Below are 16,956 nucleotides of genomic sequence, written 5' to 3' on the forward strand. Positions count from 1 at the left end.
ATCCCCCCCCCGCTATGTGTCGCCCCTTGTGTTCACTCGACGGCCAATCCCCCGACCAATCGGTGTACGCATAGCTTAAAACACACTCCGGATTCTCGCAGCGCATGACCGAAACTGATAGCGGGGGCACGCGCAGTTACTACTCCGAGTAGCGCTCTAGCGAGTTGTACGACACTCTAGAGGGACTAAAGCATGCAGAATTCATGGGGGGAAATACATGCTGGGGGAACTCATTCGCGTGCGCATTGATGCCGCACACATGCCCGAAGACACCAACCGAGCACACGCAGACCTTGCGTTACCGACCAACGTCGCAATCGCCGCACTTGTACCGGATATCCTGCAAATTTTCGATATCGACATTGCGGACTTCCCGCTGGCACAGTGGCAGCTACGGACCGCCACTGGCACGATTTTGCTTGCCGACGACACCCTGAACGATGCCGGTATTGCACCAGGCGAACGCCTGGTTGTTATCAACGACCCAGGTCCCGTGCCCAAACCTCGACTCTTCGATGCCGCCGATGCTATTACCGACACCACCTATACCGACGGTATCGGGACGGCTGATTTGGTTGTTGGCTGTACCGCCGCCCTCGTGGCCACGGCTTCAATCGCAGCTGCCTCACTGAGCTTGAGCAGTACCGATTCCACACTGGCCGCGGCAATCAGCTTCATCGCGCTGCTGGCAGTAGCGGGTGGACTGCGCCTGGCTCTGTTGCGTAGCGCAAAACCGGCGATTGTCATGTCCCTGGAGCTGCAAGTGCTCATTCTGGGCACCGCTTCGGGACTCTGCTTCGTTGGCCTCGACCTACACCGCATACTCACCGACTGGCCGCCGACTGCTGCGATTAGTGTCGCGCTTGCCGTCATCGGTTTGATTTTTCTCATTTCCAACACCGGCGACGGCGACAACCGCATCACCGTTACCCTGGGCGCGACGAGTCTCAGTGCTGCAGTTACCTTCGGTATTTACGCTGCGGCTGTCGCACTTTTCCACAACTCGGTTCAATCAGGAGCGCTCACCGCTGCTAGTGCAGTCATCCTGATACTGCTGGCACCTTCCATCGCTATCAAGGCTGCCGGTATTCGCGTACCCAAAGTCCCTGCCGCCGGCGAGAGCTTCGATGACAGCGAAACTCCCGAAATATCCCACAACGCACCTAAGCGAGCGGGGTGGATTCTCGATGGCATCCTCTGCAGTGGCACCGGAAGTCTCAGCATCTTCACCCTGGTGGTACTTTTCTCCGGAGCCTATGCGAACAAGTGGTGGCCTCTAGGCATGGCTGCTGCTGTCATAGTCTTTTGTGCAATTCACTCCCGTGGCCAAGCCCGGAAAGTAGCTTCCACCTGTACTGCTTTAGCTGGTCTTGCCGTCATTGTGGCCGTCGCCTTTCAACAGTGGTTCGAGGGCAATTGGCCAGTCGCCGCTGGCCTGGTCGTCCCCATGCTTGCAGCCACCGCCTTAGCCGCATTTCCCGCGTCACGCATCTCACCTACAACGCGCCGCATAGCTGAGCTAACCGAGGCCTGCAGTATCGCCGTTATTTTGCCCATTGCGGCCATCATTGCCGAATTCCCTGAGTTCGTAAGTGGGTTCTTCCAGTGAAAAACCCACTTTTCATGAATGCCATAAAAACTCGTCTCACCGCCACGGCCGCACTTTCCACAGTGCTTATCTCGACGTTGACGGCGGCCACCGCAGTAGCACCGTCGGGCATCGCACCAATAGCGGCTGCCCAGAACAGCCAGGACTGCGTGGCCACGATGCTGTCGTCGGAAAGCGCACTGCATGAACCGACGGTGATCGAAAAAGCTCTTCGGTTTCGCCAAGCATGGCAACTGACGACGGGTGCGGGGATTACGGTGGCGGTAATCGATACCGGGGTCTCACCCAATGAGCGCCTGGGCGAGGTTCTCGACGGTGGCGATTTTGTCGACGGCAACAGCGGGTTCGTAGACTGCGACGGTCACGGAACTCTAGTAGCCGGCATTATTGCAGGTCGGCCCGGCGCCGATGGTTTCGCCGGACTGGCGCCCGACGCGCACGTGTTGTCGATAAGGCAAACGGCCGATGGCGAAGGCAATTTGGAGTCGCTGGCACAAGCTATCGACAGGGCCGTCGCGGAGGGCGCGCGGGTCATCAATATCTCGCTCACATCGTGTGCCCCGGCAGGCGTAATGCCCCAAGGTGCAACGGATGTTGCCGAGAGCGTCGCTCGCGCGGAAATCTCGGGCGCAGTAGTGGTCGCAGCGGCAGGCAATAAGGGCGATAGCTGTCAGGACGGATCCGTAGCGTGGCCCGCAGTCCTGCCGGAGGTAATCGCAGTATCAGCAGTACAGTTCGACGATGCTGGCCAAGCACAACCCGCGGAGTATGCAATCACGGGACAATGGGTCAATGTCTCTGCTCCCGGCGGCCCCGTACTTGGTCCCGATCCGCGCACCCCCACCGGTCTGATAGATCGCCACGTGTTCGGGTCCGGGGATAACACCCGAGCTCAACAGATTGCCGGCACCAGCTTTGCCACGCCAACCGTGTCGGGCACAGCCGCCCTGCTGCTGGCACGAAACCCAGAGCTTTCCCCAGCACAGGTTCGCGACATCATCCTTAGTTCCGCGAGCCCAATTAGTTCCGGGCTCGGCCTTGGCCGCGGCATCGTTGCACCTTATGACGCCCTGATTTGGACCACGGTGGACACCGCCGCGCAGCACGCAGCCAATCCCGCTGCCGCACCGGCTCCACCGGATCTGCTTTCTTCGCAGGAGCGCAATGCACCGCTCCGGGCGACTGGACTGCTCCTGATATACGCACTGGGCCTAGGTGCCTGGCTGCTCTCGCGCCCCAGACAGCGGCCCTAGCGCCGCCTGCTTACTCAGCTCAGGGCCTCCGCGCAACGCGGCCAGCACTTCCCAGTCCACTGGTCGCGTGCCACCGCTATCGGCATTGGTTGATGCATTAAACCCGAGGGCAGCCAACGTCGTGCGATCGTGCACAGCAAAGCGCATCCCCTCTGGCGAAATGACGTGTACGGCCCCATTTACGCTTACTGCAATCGAGCTGCGCTCACGGCTGCGACCATCCACGAAACCGTCGACGGCCGCACCCGAACCGTCGGCATGCGGGTAATCCACGTGCCGCCCCTCCGGAGCATGCTGCGACCACTGCACGAGAGCTTGCGGCCGTCCTGCTATCCGGCCGGCACACAACCAGCCATCAGCATCGGCAAACGTCAGCGGCTTTTCAGGTAGCCCCGGGACTGCTGGCGCATTCGCAACGGGAACTGCCGCCAGCTGCCCCTCACTGGCCTGCAGAACTGGGCTATGCGCAGCTAATAGCTCTCCTAGCACCGGGGAGAGAATCGCGGCACCGTCGTCAAGCACGATAACGCGCCGCTGCCCGACCTCAACCACATTGCCGACTGTGTCGAATGGAGCGGCGAAGTGCGTGGGTGCGCCGCGGTTCGGGATTGCTGGCGCGGCCAGAATCGGAACCTCCGGAATCGTTCTGAGCAACGCAGGGCTGACAGGCCGGACTGCGGCGCGTTCCAACCCCAGCGCTCGAGAAACAGCGGCGTGCTCCGGGTGGTTGACATCCAGCCGCGAGCGGTAGCCCTGCGTAATCAGCCAGAGGTTTTGGCCATCGGCAACGACGGCACTGTCCGAGTGGGTTCGGGTAAGCTGCTGCGGTTCCCCACGGACTTCTTCAAGACGCGCAAGCGACTCTGCAACAATCCACGGCTGCCCGAGGTCTTGCACCGTCCGCTCGCATAAAGACAGTGCCAACTCCGGCGCACCTGCACTGCCCCTCTTGGCAGCTCCCGAGGCACCAGAGCCTGCCGGCGCGGCCGGAACTGCCGGTGCGCCCTCAATCCCGACAGCAAAACTGATGTCCTCTTTGTCCAACTCGCTACTGCGCACCCGCTTCGGCTCAGCAGGATTGCCCAAAATTAACCGCGCCGATGCGAGATTCGCGACTGGATGCAATCGACCATTGACACGTACATGCAGGCCCTCCGACCCCGATACGACAATCAGCTGCTCATTGGAGCTCGAACCGCCCTGCGGCCGCACCAACGACAGCACCGCAGTGCCGGCGGCCAGTAAAACCACCAGCGCACAGCCGATAAACAGTGCTCGCGTACGCGTGCGCAGAGGATCGTGCAGCATTCGCGAATCCGCACGCACAAGCGCATGCTCAATCCGACGAATCAAGAATCGATGACCGCTGACCTGGCTAGGCGTAGTCGGCGTACGTGGCATGAGTTTCCCCCAAAACTATTCCCCCAAATAATCTCTACCCTGCAGAGTAAGCCAGGCCGCGCTACTGTGCGACCAGGGGAATTTTAGTGGGGAACATATTGGGGGGATTTTCACATGCCATTGTCATTGTGGCTGCTCATTACAGCAATAACCATCACTGCAGGCGCGCATGTCCCTGTGCGCGGCCGCAGCCTTCGCGACCGCCTGCGACGCACCGAACCAGGACAACTCATCGGGCTACGTCTCACGCCAGGCCTGCGCAGCCAGCTAAGCGCTGCGGATATCGTCTCGCTTGCCGACGACAGCCCAGTGACCCTGGATGCGCTGTGCTTTTATCACATTGCGCCGGAAGTCCGCGGAGAGCATGCGCACCGCTACTTCCGAGCAGCCGAGCGCTCCGGCACAGCCCCTGAACCCTGGACACATCTGGTGGCAACTCTTCCGGTGGAAGCCTCCGCTGACAAAGCCCTACGCTTCCTCATCCACCGGCTGGGAACCCTTGGTATTCGCGCACGGCGATTGACGGCACCGGAATGTGCTCTGACTGAGAGCTCTGCGGAGGTCGTGCAGCTACGCCGCACTGGACGCTCTCATCATGTGGCGGCGTTGGGACGCAAACCGCACCTGTGGTTAAGCCGACAACGTGACATCGCTATCACTAATGGTCCGGCGCAGGTCATAGGGGCCGGGAGCAGCGGACAAACCATCACAATGTGTCCCGCGAACCTCCCCCGATTGGAGGTCGACTGCGGCAATCAGGACATTTGTGAGCTGCTCATCGGAATGCTCTCGCTCGGCTATCGAGTCGGAATTCGCACGTCCCGTCCACATTTCTATACTGTGGCTCTTGATTTGGGCGCAGTACTTCTCGCTCGAGCTGGAGACGACACCGTCGATGTGGTTGTTGTCGAAGAGTATGAGCCCGACCTGTGTACTGGAATCGCCAGAATCATCGAGGTCAGTCGTGGAGGTTCCCCCACGGCAGCAGCAGCGGAAATGCCAGCTTCGTGTCCTCGACTGGTGATGGGCGAATTCACCTGGACGCTATCTACCGCCCGCACTACCGATGAACTGCAGCCACTGGCTATGCGGGCAACTAGCGGTTCAGGCCCGGAATCAACGCACCCAAATCTGGCAGACCGCCCGGCGCCTGGGAGCCGTCAGGCTCCCCCTGCCCCGCTGGGTCATTCGGAGCGCCATTTTCTTGGCCACCCGGCTGACCGCCTGCTGCAGGAGGCACATCCTCCTTCGGCATCTGTGCACCGGTGACATTGCCATTGTCGATAGTGGCAGCGCCCGCTGGTCCCGAGCACTCCAGAGTAGACGGGCCATAGGCCGCGCAGTTGTAACCGAATGCGCTCAACTGAGAATTCGCTGGCAGCGTCTTCATCTCACCCGCCGGCGGGAACGTAAGGACCTCGTAAGTAACTCCCCCCGGGTTCCAGGACACAGCATTGGCGGGAACCTTGTTTCCCGTGCCGTCATCGACCATCGGAGGATTGGCAAGATTCACCTGGCAGGCCAAGTAGGCGTCACCGCTCAGATCGTTGAGGAAGCAGCGTGTCGTGCCATCCTCCAACTGAAAGAGTCGAGTATTTGGGCCGTCCGCCGGGGTGTAATCCGCATCATTGACCTGGGTGATTGCAGGAGTTTCCGTCGGCGTCTCTGATTTTGTCGGTGTCGTCGACTCCTCAGTCGATTTCGGCGGAGTCGAGGATTTGGTCTTTGCGGAAGAACTGACGGAGCGATTCGAGACTTCCGGCTTAGCCGGCTCGTCGTCTCCACATCCGGCCAGCGCGAAAGTCATCATCACACCAGCTGCGATCGTTGCCATAAATTTATTCATCCGCATGGTGTCCTAACCTACCCGACCATCGCTCCATCCCCTAGTAGCCGAGGGAGGAATTACTTCCGGAGAACTAGCTCGCATCTCGTCGATGCGTTCTGGCGTAATCACGTCATTGAAGGCGAAGATAGTTACTTCCCTATCCCGATAAACAGGGGTTACCCCTGGAGCTACCCAGAGCCCTTCACCAGGAAACTCTAAATCCTCCTTGGAATCCCAAATACCCGGGGGTGACAAATAGATGAATCCCACGTTCAGCTTTCGGGCTGAGCGATCGACATCGTTCACCCCATCCGGCCGGTCGGGGTCTGGAAAACCGAGGTAATCAGCGTGCCAGTACAGCATTGAGGTAGCAGTCCACTTATTCGCCACTGGCCAGTCATAGTGCGGGAACACTACCGGCAAGTCATTGCGAGCGTACATCCAGCTGGACCCCTCCGGCGGATTGGTAAACGTGCGGTACTTATGTGCCTCCGGCTGCTCGGCCAACCAATCAAATGCCTTCAAGTCAGCCTTGGAAATGATTTGCCATTCCCTAGGGCTCTTGTAGGCGAAATCCGCAGCGCTAGCATTAGACGCCACTCCATAGACCACAAGTACAGCAGAGCTCACCGTCGCTAAGCTCAACCCCAGAACCCGCCCCGTCGATGGCACCTTTGACTCACTAATTCGAGCCGCCCACGCGCAGCCCCACGCAACGGCGATACCCGCAAACGCGGAATACAGGTACGCGGTGACCATCACCAACCGGTGAGGTGTCGAATAGTGAAGATCCGTATACAGCGCGAGAATATCGCCCGGCACGCCACCAAAATGATTGAGCGCGTGGGTCGTCATCAACACCGAAACAAACCAGGCCGGTACTACCCACACCCGTCGGCGCGAAGTATCTGCGAAAACCAAAAACGCCATCCCGATGAACCCAAGGATGATAATTGGCCAGAACGGCCGGAATTCCTCAGTGTGGCGAGTCAGCATTGTGGCGCCTCGATACCACGCATCGAAACGATCGAGGTCGTCTACTTCAGCACTAACCGCGCGCACATCCTCGGTCTGAGAAGTTCCCGTAAGCCACTGCGGCAGGAGAACTGCCACTGCTGGCACGAAGGCGGCTGCAATCACCGCGACGTCGTAAAGCCTGGCGCGAACCGCACCCAGTTCAGGATGCGCGGGACGCGGCAGGCGGTAGCACAACCACCAGATTGCACCGAGCATAACGACTGTAGGCACCGATGCCGGATGGAGCTCTCCGATACCGATTATCGAAAGCGCGGCGCTCAAGATGCGCTGAGGTGCGTGCGGGAGCGACGTAACAAAGGCAAAAACGGTAATCGCTAGTGCAATCGAGACCTGGTACGGCCAGGCCCCCACGAAGACCCCGACGGGCATCAATACCGGAAGCGCTGCGGAAACAAGCGCTGCAACCCCCGCGGCAACGGCGGTGGACAGCTTTCGGCGATCAATAATTCTCCAGGTGAGCGCCGCAGCCGCCGTGGGTATGGTCACGGCCGGAATGATAATGCCGAGGTAATTGACTGCCTCGGTGATTGGTAGACGGACAATCAGTATCCAAAGCGCACCGAACGCATGCCATGCGGCGGGATAGTAGGACACCGCCTGAGTTTCCACATTCTGGATCTCGCCCATCCTAGTGGCCGAGGCCATGCCGTCTTCCGTAATCGAACGGAGCACACTTGCATGCCAGAGTGTGTCCCAGCCTTGCTGGATGGTCGCCATCCCCTCGGACATTGAAGCGATGCGACCGATAGCGCTCCACGTGAGAACCGCCGCTGCGATGATGACCCCGATACTTGCGATTAGCCCATAGCCCAACTCGCGCCATCGACCTGAGGCGAGCGGCTGCGCCTCGGCCGACACCGAGCGACCGACACTACCGCGCCGCCGCCGAATCAAAGCGCTGCCGCCACTCCAGCAAAGCGCGAGAAGTAGTGTCACGGCCCAGCAGATAGACGCACTGACCAAGGTGAAGCGCACATCGATAGCGCCGAGCGCCCACCCTGCGGTGCCTGCGATACCAAACGTCACCGCAGGACCGAGGGCCAGCGCCCACGGAGTACGAACGCCGCTGGCTCTCACTACAACAGCGCCGGGGATTACGAGCAGCGCAACCAAGCTAACAATTGCCCACACCACTACCGAACACTCCTCCTACGGTCACTTTCTTCAGGGAATATTACCGAGAGCTTGTACATTTAAGCCTCGTCCACATCTGTCCGGGCATCACGACGCTCGCGGGTCTGCTCCGCCCTGGCCGCCAAATCAGCATCGCCGGGGTAATCAACACCTACCAGGCTGAGCCCACGCGCCTCTGCCACCGGGACCAATGGGGAACGCTTCTCTTCACTCAACAACTGTTCAGTGAATCCAACCGCACGTCGCCCCTCACCGACACTAAGGCAGGCCCCAACCAGTGAGCGCACCATAGACCAGCAGAACGCGTCGGCAGTCACATGGGCCTCGTACAGCTCTGGTTCTTCCCGCGTAGATACGTCGAACCACTGGAACTGCTGTAAATCTCTAGTGGTCGTCGCATGCGGCTTGTGTCGGCAAAAAGCGGCAAAGTCATTGAGCCCCAGTAGGGCATCAGCCGCCACCTGCATGCGGTTGATGTCCACTGACCGCCGCCAGTGGGCCGTATCGCGAGCACGGGTAGGAAGCGGGCCACTGACGCAACTAGTGACACGGTAGACATAGTGCCGACGTAACGCGGAAAAGCGGGCATCGAAACCCGGGGGCGCAAACGAGGTGCCCCGAAGCGTCACGTCCGCGGGCAATAGTCGCGCTACACGACGAACCAAATTACCCGGATCCCCTGCGATAGAACGTGTGTCTAAACAGGCGACAGGAACATCTGCGTGAGCCACCTGCCCGGAGGCATGGACACCAGCATCTGTACGACCGGCCACAGTCAGTTGCACTGGAGTGCGCAACACCTTCTCCAAAGTAGATTCCAACGTCGCCTGCACAGTCCGCACCGGTTCTCCCGTTGGCTTATCGCGCTGAGAAGCCCAACCGTGGAAATCTGTCCCGTCATAGGCAATGTCAAAACGCAACCGAACCAGGTCGGAGTCGGTGCTCCCCATAGCGGCACGATCGGGAGAATCGCACGGGGTATCCGGAGTCGTTGGAGTAAGTGATGTCACGGTTAACAGATTGTAGCCGGGACCCCGGATTAGAGAATCAGCAGTTTCCACCGCAGGGTCTCCGTATGGCTCTCAATGTTGGTGCGTAATCCGTCGGTGTAACCGGAGGCAGAACTGGGGACGGGCGCTATGCACCGTCGTTAAGCACAAAGAACCCCCGGGAGAGCGTTCAGATATGAACTGCTCAACGGGGGTTCAAAGCTTGACGGTCAGAAGCCGTCGGCGAGGGGAATTACTCCTCCTCTGCAGCCTCAGCCTCAGTAGCCTCGGCCTCTTCGGCCTTTGCCTCTTCAGCCTGCTTGGAAGCAGCAGCGCGAGTTGCGCGAGTTGCCTCAGCAGTTGCGGTCTCTTCCTCAACCAGGGCGATCAGAGAGATCGGGGCGTTGTCGCCCTTGCGGTTACCCAGCTTGATGATGCGGGTGTAGCCGCCGTCGCGATCAGCGAACTGCGGACCGATCTCGTCGAACAGCTTCTTAACTGCGTAGTTGTCGTTAAGCAGCTTTGCAACGTTGCGGCGATCTGCGAGAGTGCCGCGCTTTGCCTTGGTGATTAGCTTCTCAACGTACGGACGCAGCAGCTTGGCCTTGGTGTCGGTGGTCTTAATCTTGCCGTGCTCGATGAGCTGCTTCGCGAGGTTGGCCAGAATCTTCTTCTGGTGCGAAGCGGAGCCGCCGAGACGGGAACCCTGCTTAGGGGTAGGCATAGGTATCTCCTCGTTTTAATGAAGTCGCGTCGGTGAACTACTCGTCGTAGCCAGCGCTTGCGCCATCAGTCCAGTCAGCGTCATCGCCCGAGGCAGCGTCCAAATCAGCGACAGCAGCCGGGTCGAAGTTGTTCGGGGAATCCTTCAGAGCGAGGCCAAGCTCAGCGAGCTTCTCCTTGACCTCATTGATGGACTTGTCACCGAAGTTGCGGATATCCAGCAGATCCGACTCGGTACGAGCAGCGAGCTCACCGACAGTGTGGATCTCCTCACGCTTGAGGCAGTTGTAGGAGCGCATAGAGAAGTCCAGATCCTCAATCGGAGTCTGGTACGCAGCGACATCCTCAGCCTCGCGCGGGCTCGGGCCAATCTCGATGCCCTCAGCAGCCTCGTTCAGCTCACGTGCCAGACCGAACAGCTCAACCAGAGTCTTGCCTGCCGACGCCATTGCGTCGCGGGCGGTGATCGAGTTCTTGGTCTCGACATCGATGATCAGCTTGTCAAAGTCGGTGCGCTGCTCAACACGAGTAGCCTCCACCTTGTAGCTGACCTTCAGAACTGGCGAGTAAATCTGGTCCATCGGAATGCGGCCGATTTCGCCACCGGAGTTCGGGGTCGCCGGCACGTAGCCACGACCACGCTCAACGATCATCTCAATATCCAAGCGACCGGAATCATTGAGAGTAGCGATGTGGTGGTCCGGGTTATGAATCTCCACACCTGCTGGGCACTCAATGTCTGCAGCGGTCACCGCGCCTGCACCTTCGCGACGCAGGTAAACGGTAGCCGGCTCATCGAACTCGCTCGAGAGCACCAGACCCTTGATGTTCAGGATGATGTCGGAGACATCTTCCTTCACGCCCGGGATAGTGGTGAACTCGTGCAGCACACCGTCAATGCGGATGCTGGTGACTGCAGCGCCCGGAATGGACGACAGCAACGTACGACGAAGAGAGTTACCGAGGGTGTAACCGAAACCCGGCTCCAGCGGCTCAATGACGAACCGGGAGCGAGAGGAATCAATGTAGTCCTCAGTCAGCGTTGGGCGCTGGGAAATGAGCATTTTCGAAAATCCTCCAGGTGGCGACCGCTATATGACGCCATAGGGAATGAATGGATGCAAGCGAAGTTGGTTATTACTTCGAGTAGAACTCGACGATCAGCTGTTCCTGAAGCGGAATGTCGATCTGTGCGCGTTCCGGGGTCTGGTGCACGAGGATGCGCAGGGACTCAGGAACAACCTGAAGCCATGCCGGGACGACAGCGTCGACCAGGTTCTCCTGTGCCTCTTCGAACCAAATCATCTTCTGCGACTTCGGGCGCACGTCGATGATGTCGTACTGGCTTACCTGGAAGGACGGCACGTTGATCTTCTTACCGTTAACGGTGAAGTGGCCGTGGGAAACCAGCTGACGAGCCTGGCGACGGGTACGAGCCAGACCAGCGCGGTAGACAACGTTGTCGAGACGCGACTCCAGCAGGACGACGAGGTTATCGCCAGTCTTGCCCGGACGACGGTGAGCCTCGGCGTAGTAGCGACGGAACTGCTTCTCCATCACGCCGTAGGTGAAACGTGCCTTCTGCTTCTCCTGGAGCTGGAGCAGGTACTCCGACTCCTTGATACGAGCGCGGCCAGCCTGCCCCGGAGGGTAGGGACGACGCTCAAAGTTCATGTCGCCACCGACGAGGTCGACGCGGAGACGACGGGACTTACGGGTTGCGGGACCGGTATAACGGGCCATTTCTGTTCTCTCCTTACCCTATTCCTAGACGCGACGACGCTTCGGCGGACGGCAGCCGTTGTGCGGCTGAGGGGTCACATCCGAGATCGAGGACACCTCAAGGCCAGCGGCCTGGAGGGAACGGATGGCGGTTTCGCGGCCCGAACCCGGACCCTTAACGAAAACGTCAACCTTCTTCATACCGTGCTCCATGGCCTTACGAGCAGCGTTCTCGGCGGCCATCTGAGCAGCGAACGGAGTGGACTTACGAGAGCCCTTGAAACCGACGTGACCAGAGGAGGCCCACGAGATAACAGCGCCCTTCGGGTCCGTGATGGACACGATGGTGTTGTTGAAGGTGGACTTGATGTATGCGTGGCCCTGAGCCACGTTCTTCTTTACAACGCGACGGCCGGTACGACGGCCGCGTGCGGACTTCGGAGCTGCCATGTTTTACTTCTTCTTTCCGGCGATCGTCTTCTTCGGACCCTTACGCGTACGAGCGTTGGTCTTGGTGCGCTGACCACGGACTGGCAGGCCACGACGGTGGCGCAGACCCTGGTAGGAACCAATCTCAATCTTGCGGCGGATATCAGCCTGAACCTGACGGCGGAGGTCACCCTCGACCTTCCAGGTAGCTTCAATCACGTCACGCAGCGCAGCAACCTGCTCATCGGTGAGAGCGTCGGTGCGCAGATCCGGAGAGATGCCGGTCTTCTCCAGCAGCTCATTGGCACGGGCAGGGCCGATGCCATAGATGTAGGTAAGAGCGACCTCCATACGCTTGTTGCGTGGCAGGTCAACTCCAGCAAGGCGTGCCATACGGCAATTTCCTTCCGGTTGATGCGGTGGTTTACTCCACTGCCATCCTTCCCAGACCCGGCTTACTCGGTCGGACGCCGAGTCGCGCAGGTGTTATAGAAAGGCTCCAGCCACCGTTGCCGGAGGTATTCTCGCTTACTTCTGTGGAAAAGCTTTCATAAAGAACCACCGCGCCGAACTGCTGAGACACTAGGTCTCAACATCACGCGGCCGTCACCAGAAGCAGCTAGGACGGTGGAGTTTCTGTCTAGTTAGTAAATAAGCCCATAACCACTACCAACAGTGGTCAGGTCGATTTACTTGTAGCGGTAGACGATTCGCCCACGCTCGAGATCGTACGGAGAAAGCTCCACTACGACTCGGTCTTCCGGGAGAATACGGATGTAGTGCTGGCGCATCTTGCCACTGATATGGGCGAGCACCTTGTGCCCGTTGTCCAGCTCCACTCGGAACATCGCGTTCGGCAAGGGCTCGACGACGCGACCCTCAACCTCAATTGCGCCTTCCTTTTTAGCCATGTCCTCCACGTCTCTCTGGCGGATACCCGGGACAATCCCGGCACCAGTTGGGAAATCTCTACTCTGCCTGGTGTTTTAGCAGTTCCGTGCAGGGATAATCATCACTGCAGCGACACTGCGCCCACACCATCGCCCAACTTTACACGCGACCTGCGTTTTTACCAAATACGACCACTATGGGACCGGCTGCAAGCGACGGCAGGCGGATTCGCTCCACGCGCTCAGAATTCATCGCAGCCTTTATGGCAACATTCTGACCTTTCGCGTGGCCCCTCACGCACTAGTTATTCATATCGAGGAGTCAAAATACGGGGGCCGTCCGCCGTGGCGGCAACTGTGTGCTCCCAATGGGAGGCCGGCATTCTATCCGCGCTGACGACCGTCCAGCCGTCGTCAAGCTCATCACTACCCCACTCGCCGCCGAGAATGAGCATCGGTTCAATGGCCAATACGGAGCCTTCGACGATGCGGGGTCCCTTTCCTGCTTTGCCTTCGTTGGGAAGGAAGGGATCCATGTGCATCTCGCGCCCAATGCCGTGCCCGCCGTATCCATCGACGATGCCGAGTTCAATATCGTGGCGCAGTTCAGCCTCACGGGTCGCCATTTCAAGCGCATACGAAATATCGGTGAGGCGAGCGCCCGGCACCATGGCCTTAATACCTTCGGCGAGGACCTCTGATGTCGCAATGTTCAGTTTTTCGACATCGTCACTCAGCTTTCCGACGCCGAAAGTAAGTGCCGAATCGCCGTGCCAGCCATCCAGGATTGCGCCACAGTCAATTGAGACTAAATCACCATCGGCGAGAACCGTAGACGAAGACGGAATGCCGTGGACAATCACTTCGTTCACTGATGCGCAGACAGATGCCGGGAAGCCTTCATAGCCAAGGAAGGACGGCGTTGCGCCAGCATCGATAATGACCTGGTGCGCAATCTCATTGAGATCTGCCGTGGTGACCCCTGGCTTAGCGGCGTCTCGGCAGGCTAGCAATGCACGACCGACGATCTCGCCGGCCGCTTGCATCGCATCCAATTCTCCCTCGGTGCGGGCAGGAACTACTTTGCGGCGGCGTCGAAAACTCATCACGCTGGTTGAGTCTACTCTGCCCCAGAAGGGAACCACCGGCTAGCTGTACCCCGCCACCTACGAGGGCGCCGCTCGGATCGCTGCCACTTCCGAGAAATTTACACCCAAAGATGAGCTGCCCTACGATAACTGGCATGCATTCACTGTTGAAGTCCGCGCAAACTGCGGGCGTTGTTATTGCTGCCAGCTCGCTTTTCCTGATTGGCGCATGCTCAAGCAACCCCGAACCGTCGCCAGCGCCGACTGTCCCCTCCACTTCCCCTGCCGCGGAATCGCCGGAGGCCCCTGGAAGCACCTCGGGTTTCATGGGCACCTCTGCACTGCCTGAGTCGCTCCAAAACTTCACACCTGATGCAATTAAGGAGGCGATTGGCAGCTGCGTCGAGTCGGATGACTCTAAACCCGTCATTTTTGGCAGCGAGAGCGTACATGGCTTCACCTGCGTAATGGCAGTTGGCGACGGTGGCACCGCAATGCTCAGTACGGCCGAGGACCCGGCCACTGTCGAGCGCATTAACGAAAAGGCTGAGTCCGTCGAAAACTACGCACCATACGAGCTACCCGGCAAGCACGCATTTAGCGGCATCAACAAGGGGTCCCCTTTCGTAATGGTTATCGACGAGGATAACCGCATCTACCAAGAGTTCGTTTTCGCGAATATTGGCGCCGAGGCCGCACAACCGCTTATCGACGAAATCATTCAGGACTTCCAGTAGCCCTCACTATCGGCTGCCCCTGCCCCACCCCAGCCCCAACAGCCACACACAAAAGCCGCCCTTCCAAACCTCAACGGTTCGAAAGGGCGGCTTCAACAACCATCTACAACCGGCAAACCCATCGGCCCCAGCCAGCGAAAAAGCTAGAGCGTCTAGTTACCCGGTGTGCCAGGAGCCTAGTTCAGCTTCTCCAGCTCAGCCATCGTGCGCTCGTTAATCTCCTCAACGGATCCCTCAGCGGCAATCTTGATGATCTTCTCCGAGTAGTAATCCAGCAAAGGAGCGGTCTCATTGGTGTACACATGCATGCGGTTGCGGATGACCTCTTCAGTGTCGTCTGCGCGACCACGGGCCAGCATGCGCTCGACTACGACATCCTCAGAAACGTCGAACTGTACGACCGCATCCAGCTCAGTGCCGAGGTTGGACAGCAGACGCTTCAGCTCTTCTGCCTGACCAACAGTGCGTGGGAAGCCATCCAACAGGAACCCCTTGGCAGCGTCGTCCTCATTCAGACGGGACTCGACCATACGCACAGTCACGTCGTCCGGAACAAGGTTGCCGGCGTCGATGTAGGACTTCGCCTCAATGCCGAGCGGAGTGCCTTCACCGATGTTTGCGCGAAACAGGTCACCGGTGGAGATGTGCGGGACACCGAGCTTCTCCGAGAGGATAGCTGCCTGAGTGCCCTTGCCTGCACCGGGAGGACCTACAAGTACGAGTCGCATTACTTCAAGAACCCTTCGTAGTTACGTTGCATCATTTGGCTTTCAACCTGCTTGACCGTCGTCAGCGCAACACTGACCAGAATCAGCAGGGCTGTACCTCCAAACATACCGCCTGTACCGGAGTTCGCGTCGCCAAGCCCCATATCAAGAGCGACATTTGGCAGAACAGCAATCAGCGCCAGGTACAGCGAGCCGACAGTCAGCAGGCGAATCAGGACGTAGGACAGGTATTCAGCAGTCGGACGTCCCGGGCGGAAGCCCGGAATGAATCCACCGTATTTCTTCATGTTCTCCGCCTGCTCGTGCGGGTCGTACTGCACGGAGGTGTAGAAGAAGGAGAAGAAGATGATCATCAGGAAGAACAGCAGAATGTACTGCCAACTGGACGGCGCCAGCAGGTACTGAATGACATTGCGCTGCCACCAGTTGTCCATGTTCGGATTCGACTGACCGGACTGAACAATCTGGGTAATCAGAACCGGCACGTAAATCAGAGAGGACGCGAAGATGACAGGGATAACACCGGCCTGGTTCACCTTCAGCGGCAGGTAGGTGGAAGATCCGCCGTACTGGCGACGACCAACCATGCGCTTTGCGTACTGCACCGGAATACGGCGCTGTCCCTGCTCAATGAAAATAACGCCGATGATGAGAATCAGCACGGCAACAATCACGGTGGCGAACACGACACCGGTGGTGGAGCGCAGAATGTTCGCTCCCTGCGCCGGCATACCAGCGGCGATACCGGAGAAAATCAGCAGCGACATACCGTTGCCGACGCCTCGGTCAGTGATGAGCTCACCCATCCACATGACCAGCACGGCACCGGAGGTCATCACAACGACCATCACCACGAGGTCAAAGACACCCGCATCCTTAACCAGCAGCGACTGCGAGCCACCCAGCAGGGCACCTCGGTCTGCCATGGCCACAATGCCTGCAGACTGCAGCAACGCCAACGCCACTGTGAGGTAGCGGGTGTACTGGGTCATCTTTGTCTGACCCGACTGCCCTTCCTTCTTCAACTGCTCGAAGTGTGGAATCACCACCGTGAGCAGCTGGACGATAATCGAGGCCGTAATGTACGGCATAATGCCGATGCCGAAAATCGCCATCTGCAGCAGAGCGCCACCTGAGAACAGGTTAATCAGCGAGTAAACGCTGGACTGATCTTTCGAAATCTGCTCGAGCTGCGCGTTGACCAACTGGTAGTCGATACCAGGGGTTGGAATCTGCGAGCCGATTCGGTACAGAATGATCATCGTCAGAGTGAAGAAGATCTTCTTACGCAAATCGGGATCGCGCAACGCCGCAATGAGACCGGAAGCCACGTGCATCCTCCCGAGGTCAAGAAATCCGCTTCTCCCACGCTTTTCCCGAAAGACTT

Annotated in this window: 16 protein-coding genes; 4 read left to right on the plus strand and 12 right to left on the minus strand. The window is 58.9% G+C overall.

Going from position 1 to position 16,956, the window contains the following annotated elements:
* The first annotated feature begins 217 nt into the window (after window positions 1-217).
* Both eccD and mycP read left to right on the plus strand, forming a co-directional pair.
* The gene (eccD, locus tag AB1Z34_RS01010; protein ID WP_070603531.1) at window positions 218-1,609 is read left to right on the plus strand and encodes a type VII secretion integral membrane protein EccD; all 1,392 of its coding nucleotides are present in this window, start codon (window positions 218-220) and stop codon (window positions 1,607-1,609) included.
* A gap of 14 nt (window positions 1,610-1,623) precedes the next feature.
* On the plus strand, window positions 1,624-2,862 hold the full coding sequence (mycP, locus tag AB1Z34_RS01015) for a type VII secretion-associated serine protease mycosin (RefSeq protein ID WP_367157772.1): 1,239 nt from the start codon (window positions 1,624-1,626) through the stop codon (window positions 2,860-2,862).
* Here mycP and eccB read toward each other — a convergent pair.
* Window positions 2,821-4,263, minus strand: a complete 1,443-nt coding sequence (gene eccB / locus AB1Z34_RS01020) for a type VII secretion protein EccB (protein WP_049190399.1) — start codon at window positions 4,261-4,263, stop codon at window positions 2,821-2,823. The two genes, mycP and eccB, sit on opposite strands and share 42 nt — an antisense overlap.
* Before the next feature lie 114 nt (window positions 4,264-4,377).
* Between eccB and AB1Z34_RS01025 the strand changes: the two genes are divergently transcribed.
* Window positions 4,378-5,532: a hypothetical protein gene (locus tag AB1Z34_RS01025; RefSeq protein ID WP_258225644.1), complete on the plus strand. Its 1,155-nt coding sequence runs from the start codon at window positions 4,378-4,380 to the stop codon at window positions 5,530-5,532.
* Between the two features lie 589 nt (window positions 5,533-6,121).
* Here the strand turns inward: AB1Z34_RS01025 and AB1Z34_RS01030 are convergent.
* The 9 genes from AB1Z34_RS01030 to map all read right to left on the minus strand — a co-directional run bounded on the left by AB1Z34_RS01030 (window position 6,122) and on the right by map (window position 14,122).
* Window positions 6,122-8,263, minus strand: coding sequence for a DUF6541 family protein (locus AB1Z34_RS01030; RefSeq protein ID WP_284837547.1), 2,142 nt, complete (start codon window positions 8,261-8,263; stop codon window positions 6,122-6,124).
* A 59-nt stretch (window positions 8,264-8,322) separates the two neighbouring features.
* Window positions 8,323-9,213: a tRNA pseudouridine(38-40) synthase TruA gene (locus AB1Z34_RS01035; protein ID WP_367157782.1), complete on the minus strand. Its 891-nt coding sequence runs from the start codon at window positions 9,211-9,213 to the stop codon at window positions 8,323-8,325.
* 292 nt (window positions 9,214-9,505) lie between these two features.
* Entirely contained in the window at window positions 9,506-9,976 is a 471-nt protein-coding gene (rplQ, locus tag AB1Z34_RS01040) for a 50S ribosomal protein L17 (protein WP_016422080.1), read from the minus strand.
* A 37-nt stretch (window positions 9,977-10,013) separates the two neighbouring features.
* Window positions 10,014-11,039, minus strand: a complete 1,026-nt coding sequence (locus AB1Z34_RS01045; RefSeq protein ID WP_016422079.1) for a DNA-directed RNA polymerase subunit alpha — start codon at window positions 11,037-11,039, stop codon at window positions 10,014-10,016.
* Between the two features lie 73 nt (window positions 11,040-11,112).
* On the minus strand, window positions 11,113-11,718 hold the full coding sequence (rpsD, locus tag AB1Z34_RS01050; RefSeq protein WP_005509964.1) for a 30S ribosomal protein S4: 606 nt from the start codon (window positions 11,716-11,718) through the stop codon (window positions 11,113-11,115).
* 24 nt (window positions 11,719-11,742) lie between these two features.
* Window positions 11,743-12,147 carry a 30S ribosomal protein S11 gene (rpsK, locus tag AB1Z34_RS01055; RefSeq protein WP_016422078.1) on the minus strand — a complete coding sequence of 135 codons (405 nt, stop codon included), beginning with the start codon at window positions 12,145-12,147 and terminating at the stop codon, window positions 11,743-11,745.
* A gap of 3 nt (window positions 12,148-12,150) precedes the next feature.
* Window positions 12,151-12,519 (minus strand): 30S ribosomal protein S13, encoded by a 369-nt coding sequence (gene rpsM, locus AB1Z34_RS01060; protein WP_005509836.1) that lies wholly within the window; start codon window positions 12,517-12,519, stop codon window positions 12,151-12,153.
* Window positions 12,520-12,815: 296 nt separating this feature from the next.
* On the minus strand, window positions 12,816-13,037 hold the full coding sequence (gene infA / locus AB1Z34_RS01065) for a translation initiation factor IF-1 (protein WP_016422077.1): 222 nt from the start codon (window positions 13,035-13,037) through the stop codon (window positions 12,816-12,818).
* A gap of 284 nt (window positions 13,038-13,321) precedes the next feature.
* A complete protein-coding gene (map, locus tag AB1Z34_RS01070) occupies window positions 13,322-14,122 on the minus strand; it encodes a type I methionyl aminopeptidase (protein ID WP_049190406.1) in 801 nt (266 codons plus the stop codon).
* Window positions 14,123-14,259: 137 nt separating this feature from the next.
* Here map and AB1Z34_RS01075 point away from each other — a divergent pair, with 137 nt between their 5' ends.
* The gene (locus AB1Z34_RS01075; RefSeq protein WP_367157773.1) at window positions 14,260-14,841 is read left to right on the plus strand and encodes a hypothetical protein; all 582 of its coding nucleotides are present in this window, start codon (window positions 14,260-14,262) and stop codon (window positions 14,839-14,841) included.
* A 176-nt stretch (window positions 14,842-15,017) separates the two neighbouring features.
* Here AB1Z34_RS01075 and AB1Z34_RS01080 read toward each other — a convergent pair whose 3' ends face one another.
* On the minus strand, window positions 15,018-15,569 hold the full coding sequence (locus tag AB1Z34_RS01080; RefSeq protein WP_005509947.1) for an adenylate kinase: 552 nt from the start codon (window positions 15,567-15,569) through the stop codon (window positions 15,018-15,020).
* A complete protein-coding gene (gene secY, locus AB1Z34_RS01085; RefSeq protein ID WP_088611995.1) occupies window positions 15,569-16,900 on the minus strand; it encodes a preprotein translocase subunit SecY in 1,332 nt (443 codons plus the stop codon). Before secY ends, AB1Z34_RS01080 begins: the two co-directional genes overlap by 1 nt.
* Between the last annotated feature and the right edge of the window lie 56 nt (window positions 16,901-16,956).

The sequence above is a fragment of the Corynebacterium sp. 045007 genome, assembly GCF_040743205.1.
GTDB classification, from domain to species: Bacteria; Actinomycetota; Actinomycetes; order Mycobacteriales; family Mycobacteriaceae; genus Corynebacterium; species Corynebacterium jeikeium_D.

Excerpts from the sequence above, each read along its gene's own strand:
- rpsK (WP_016422078.1), bottom strand. The coding sequence starts at position 12,147 with ATGGCAGCTCCGAAGTCCGCACGCGGCCGTCGTACCGGCCGTCGCGTT.
- rplQ (WP_016422080.1), bottom strand. The coding sequence starts at position 9,976 with ATGCCTACCCCTAAGCAGGGTTCCCGTCTCGGCGGCTCCGCTTCGCAC.
- mycP (WP_367157772.1), top strand. The coding sequence starts at position 1,624 with ATGAATGCCATAAAAACTCGTCTCACCGCCACGGCCGCACTTTCCACA.
- AB1Z34_RS01080 (WP_005509947.1), bottom strand. The coding sequence starts at position 15,569 with ATGCGACTCGTACTTGTAGGTCCTCCCGGTGCAGGCAAGGGCACTCAG.
- rpsM (WP_005509836.1), bottom strand. The coding sequence starts at position 12,519 with ATGGCACGCCTTGCTGGAGTTGACCTGCCACGCAACAAGCGTATGGAG.
- eccD (WP_070603531.1), top strand. The coding sequence starts at position 218 with ATGCTGGGGGAACTCATTCGCGTGCGCATTGATGCCGCACACATGCCC.
- AB1Z34_RS01045 (WP_016422079.1), bottom strand. The coding sequence starts at position 11,039 with ATGCTCATTTCCCAGCGCCCAACGCTGACTGAGGACTACATTGATTCC.
- AB1Z34_RS01025 (WP_258225644.1), top strand. The coding sequence starts at position 4,378 with ATGCCATTGTCATTGTGGCTGCTCATTACAGCAATAACCATCACTGCA.
- map (WP_049190406.1), bottom strand. The coding sequence starts at position 14,122 with ATGAGTTTTCGACGCCGCCGCAAAGTAGTTCCTGCCCGCACCGAGGGA.
- eccB (WP_049190399.1), bottom strand. The coding sequence starts at position 4,263 with ATGCCACGTACGCCGACTACGCCTAGCCAGGTCAGCGGTCATCGATTC.
- infA (WP_016422077.1), bottom strand. The coding sequence starts at position 13,037 with ATGGCTAAAAAGGAAGGCGCAATTGAGGTTGAGGGTCGCGTCGTCGAG.
- AB1Z34_RS01035 (WP_367157782.1), bottom strand. The coding sequence starts at position 9,213 with ATGGGGAGCACCGACTCCGACCTGGTTCGGTTGCGTTTTGACATTGCC.
- AB1Z34_RS01075 (WP_367157773.1), top strand. The coding sequence starts at position 14,260 with ATGCATTCACTGTTGAAGTCCGCGCAAACTGCGGGCGTTGTTATTGCT.
- rpsD (WP_005509964.1), bottom strand. The coding sequence starts at position 11,718 with ATGGCCCGTTATACCGGTCCCGCAACCCGTAAGTCCCGTCGTCTCCGC.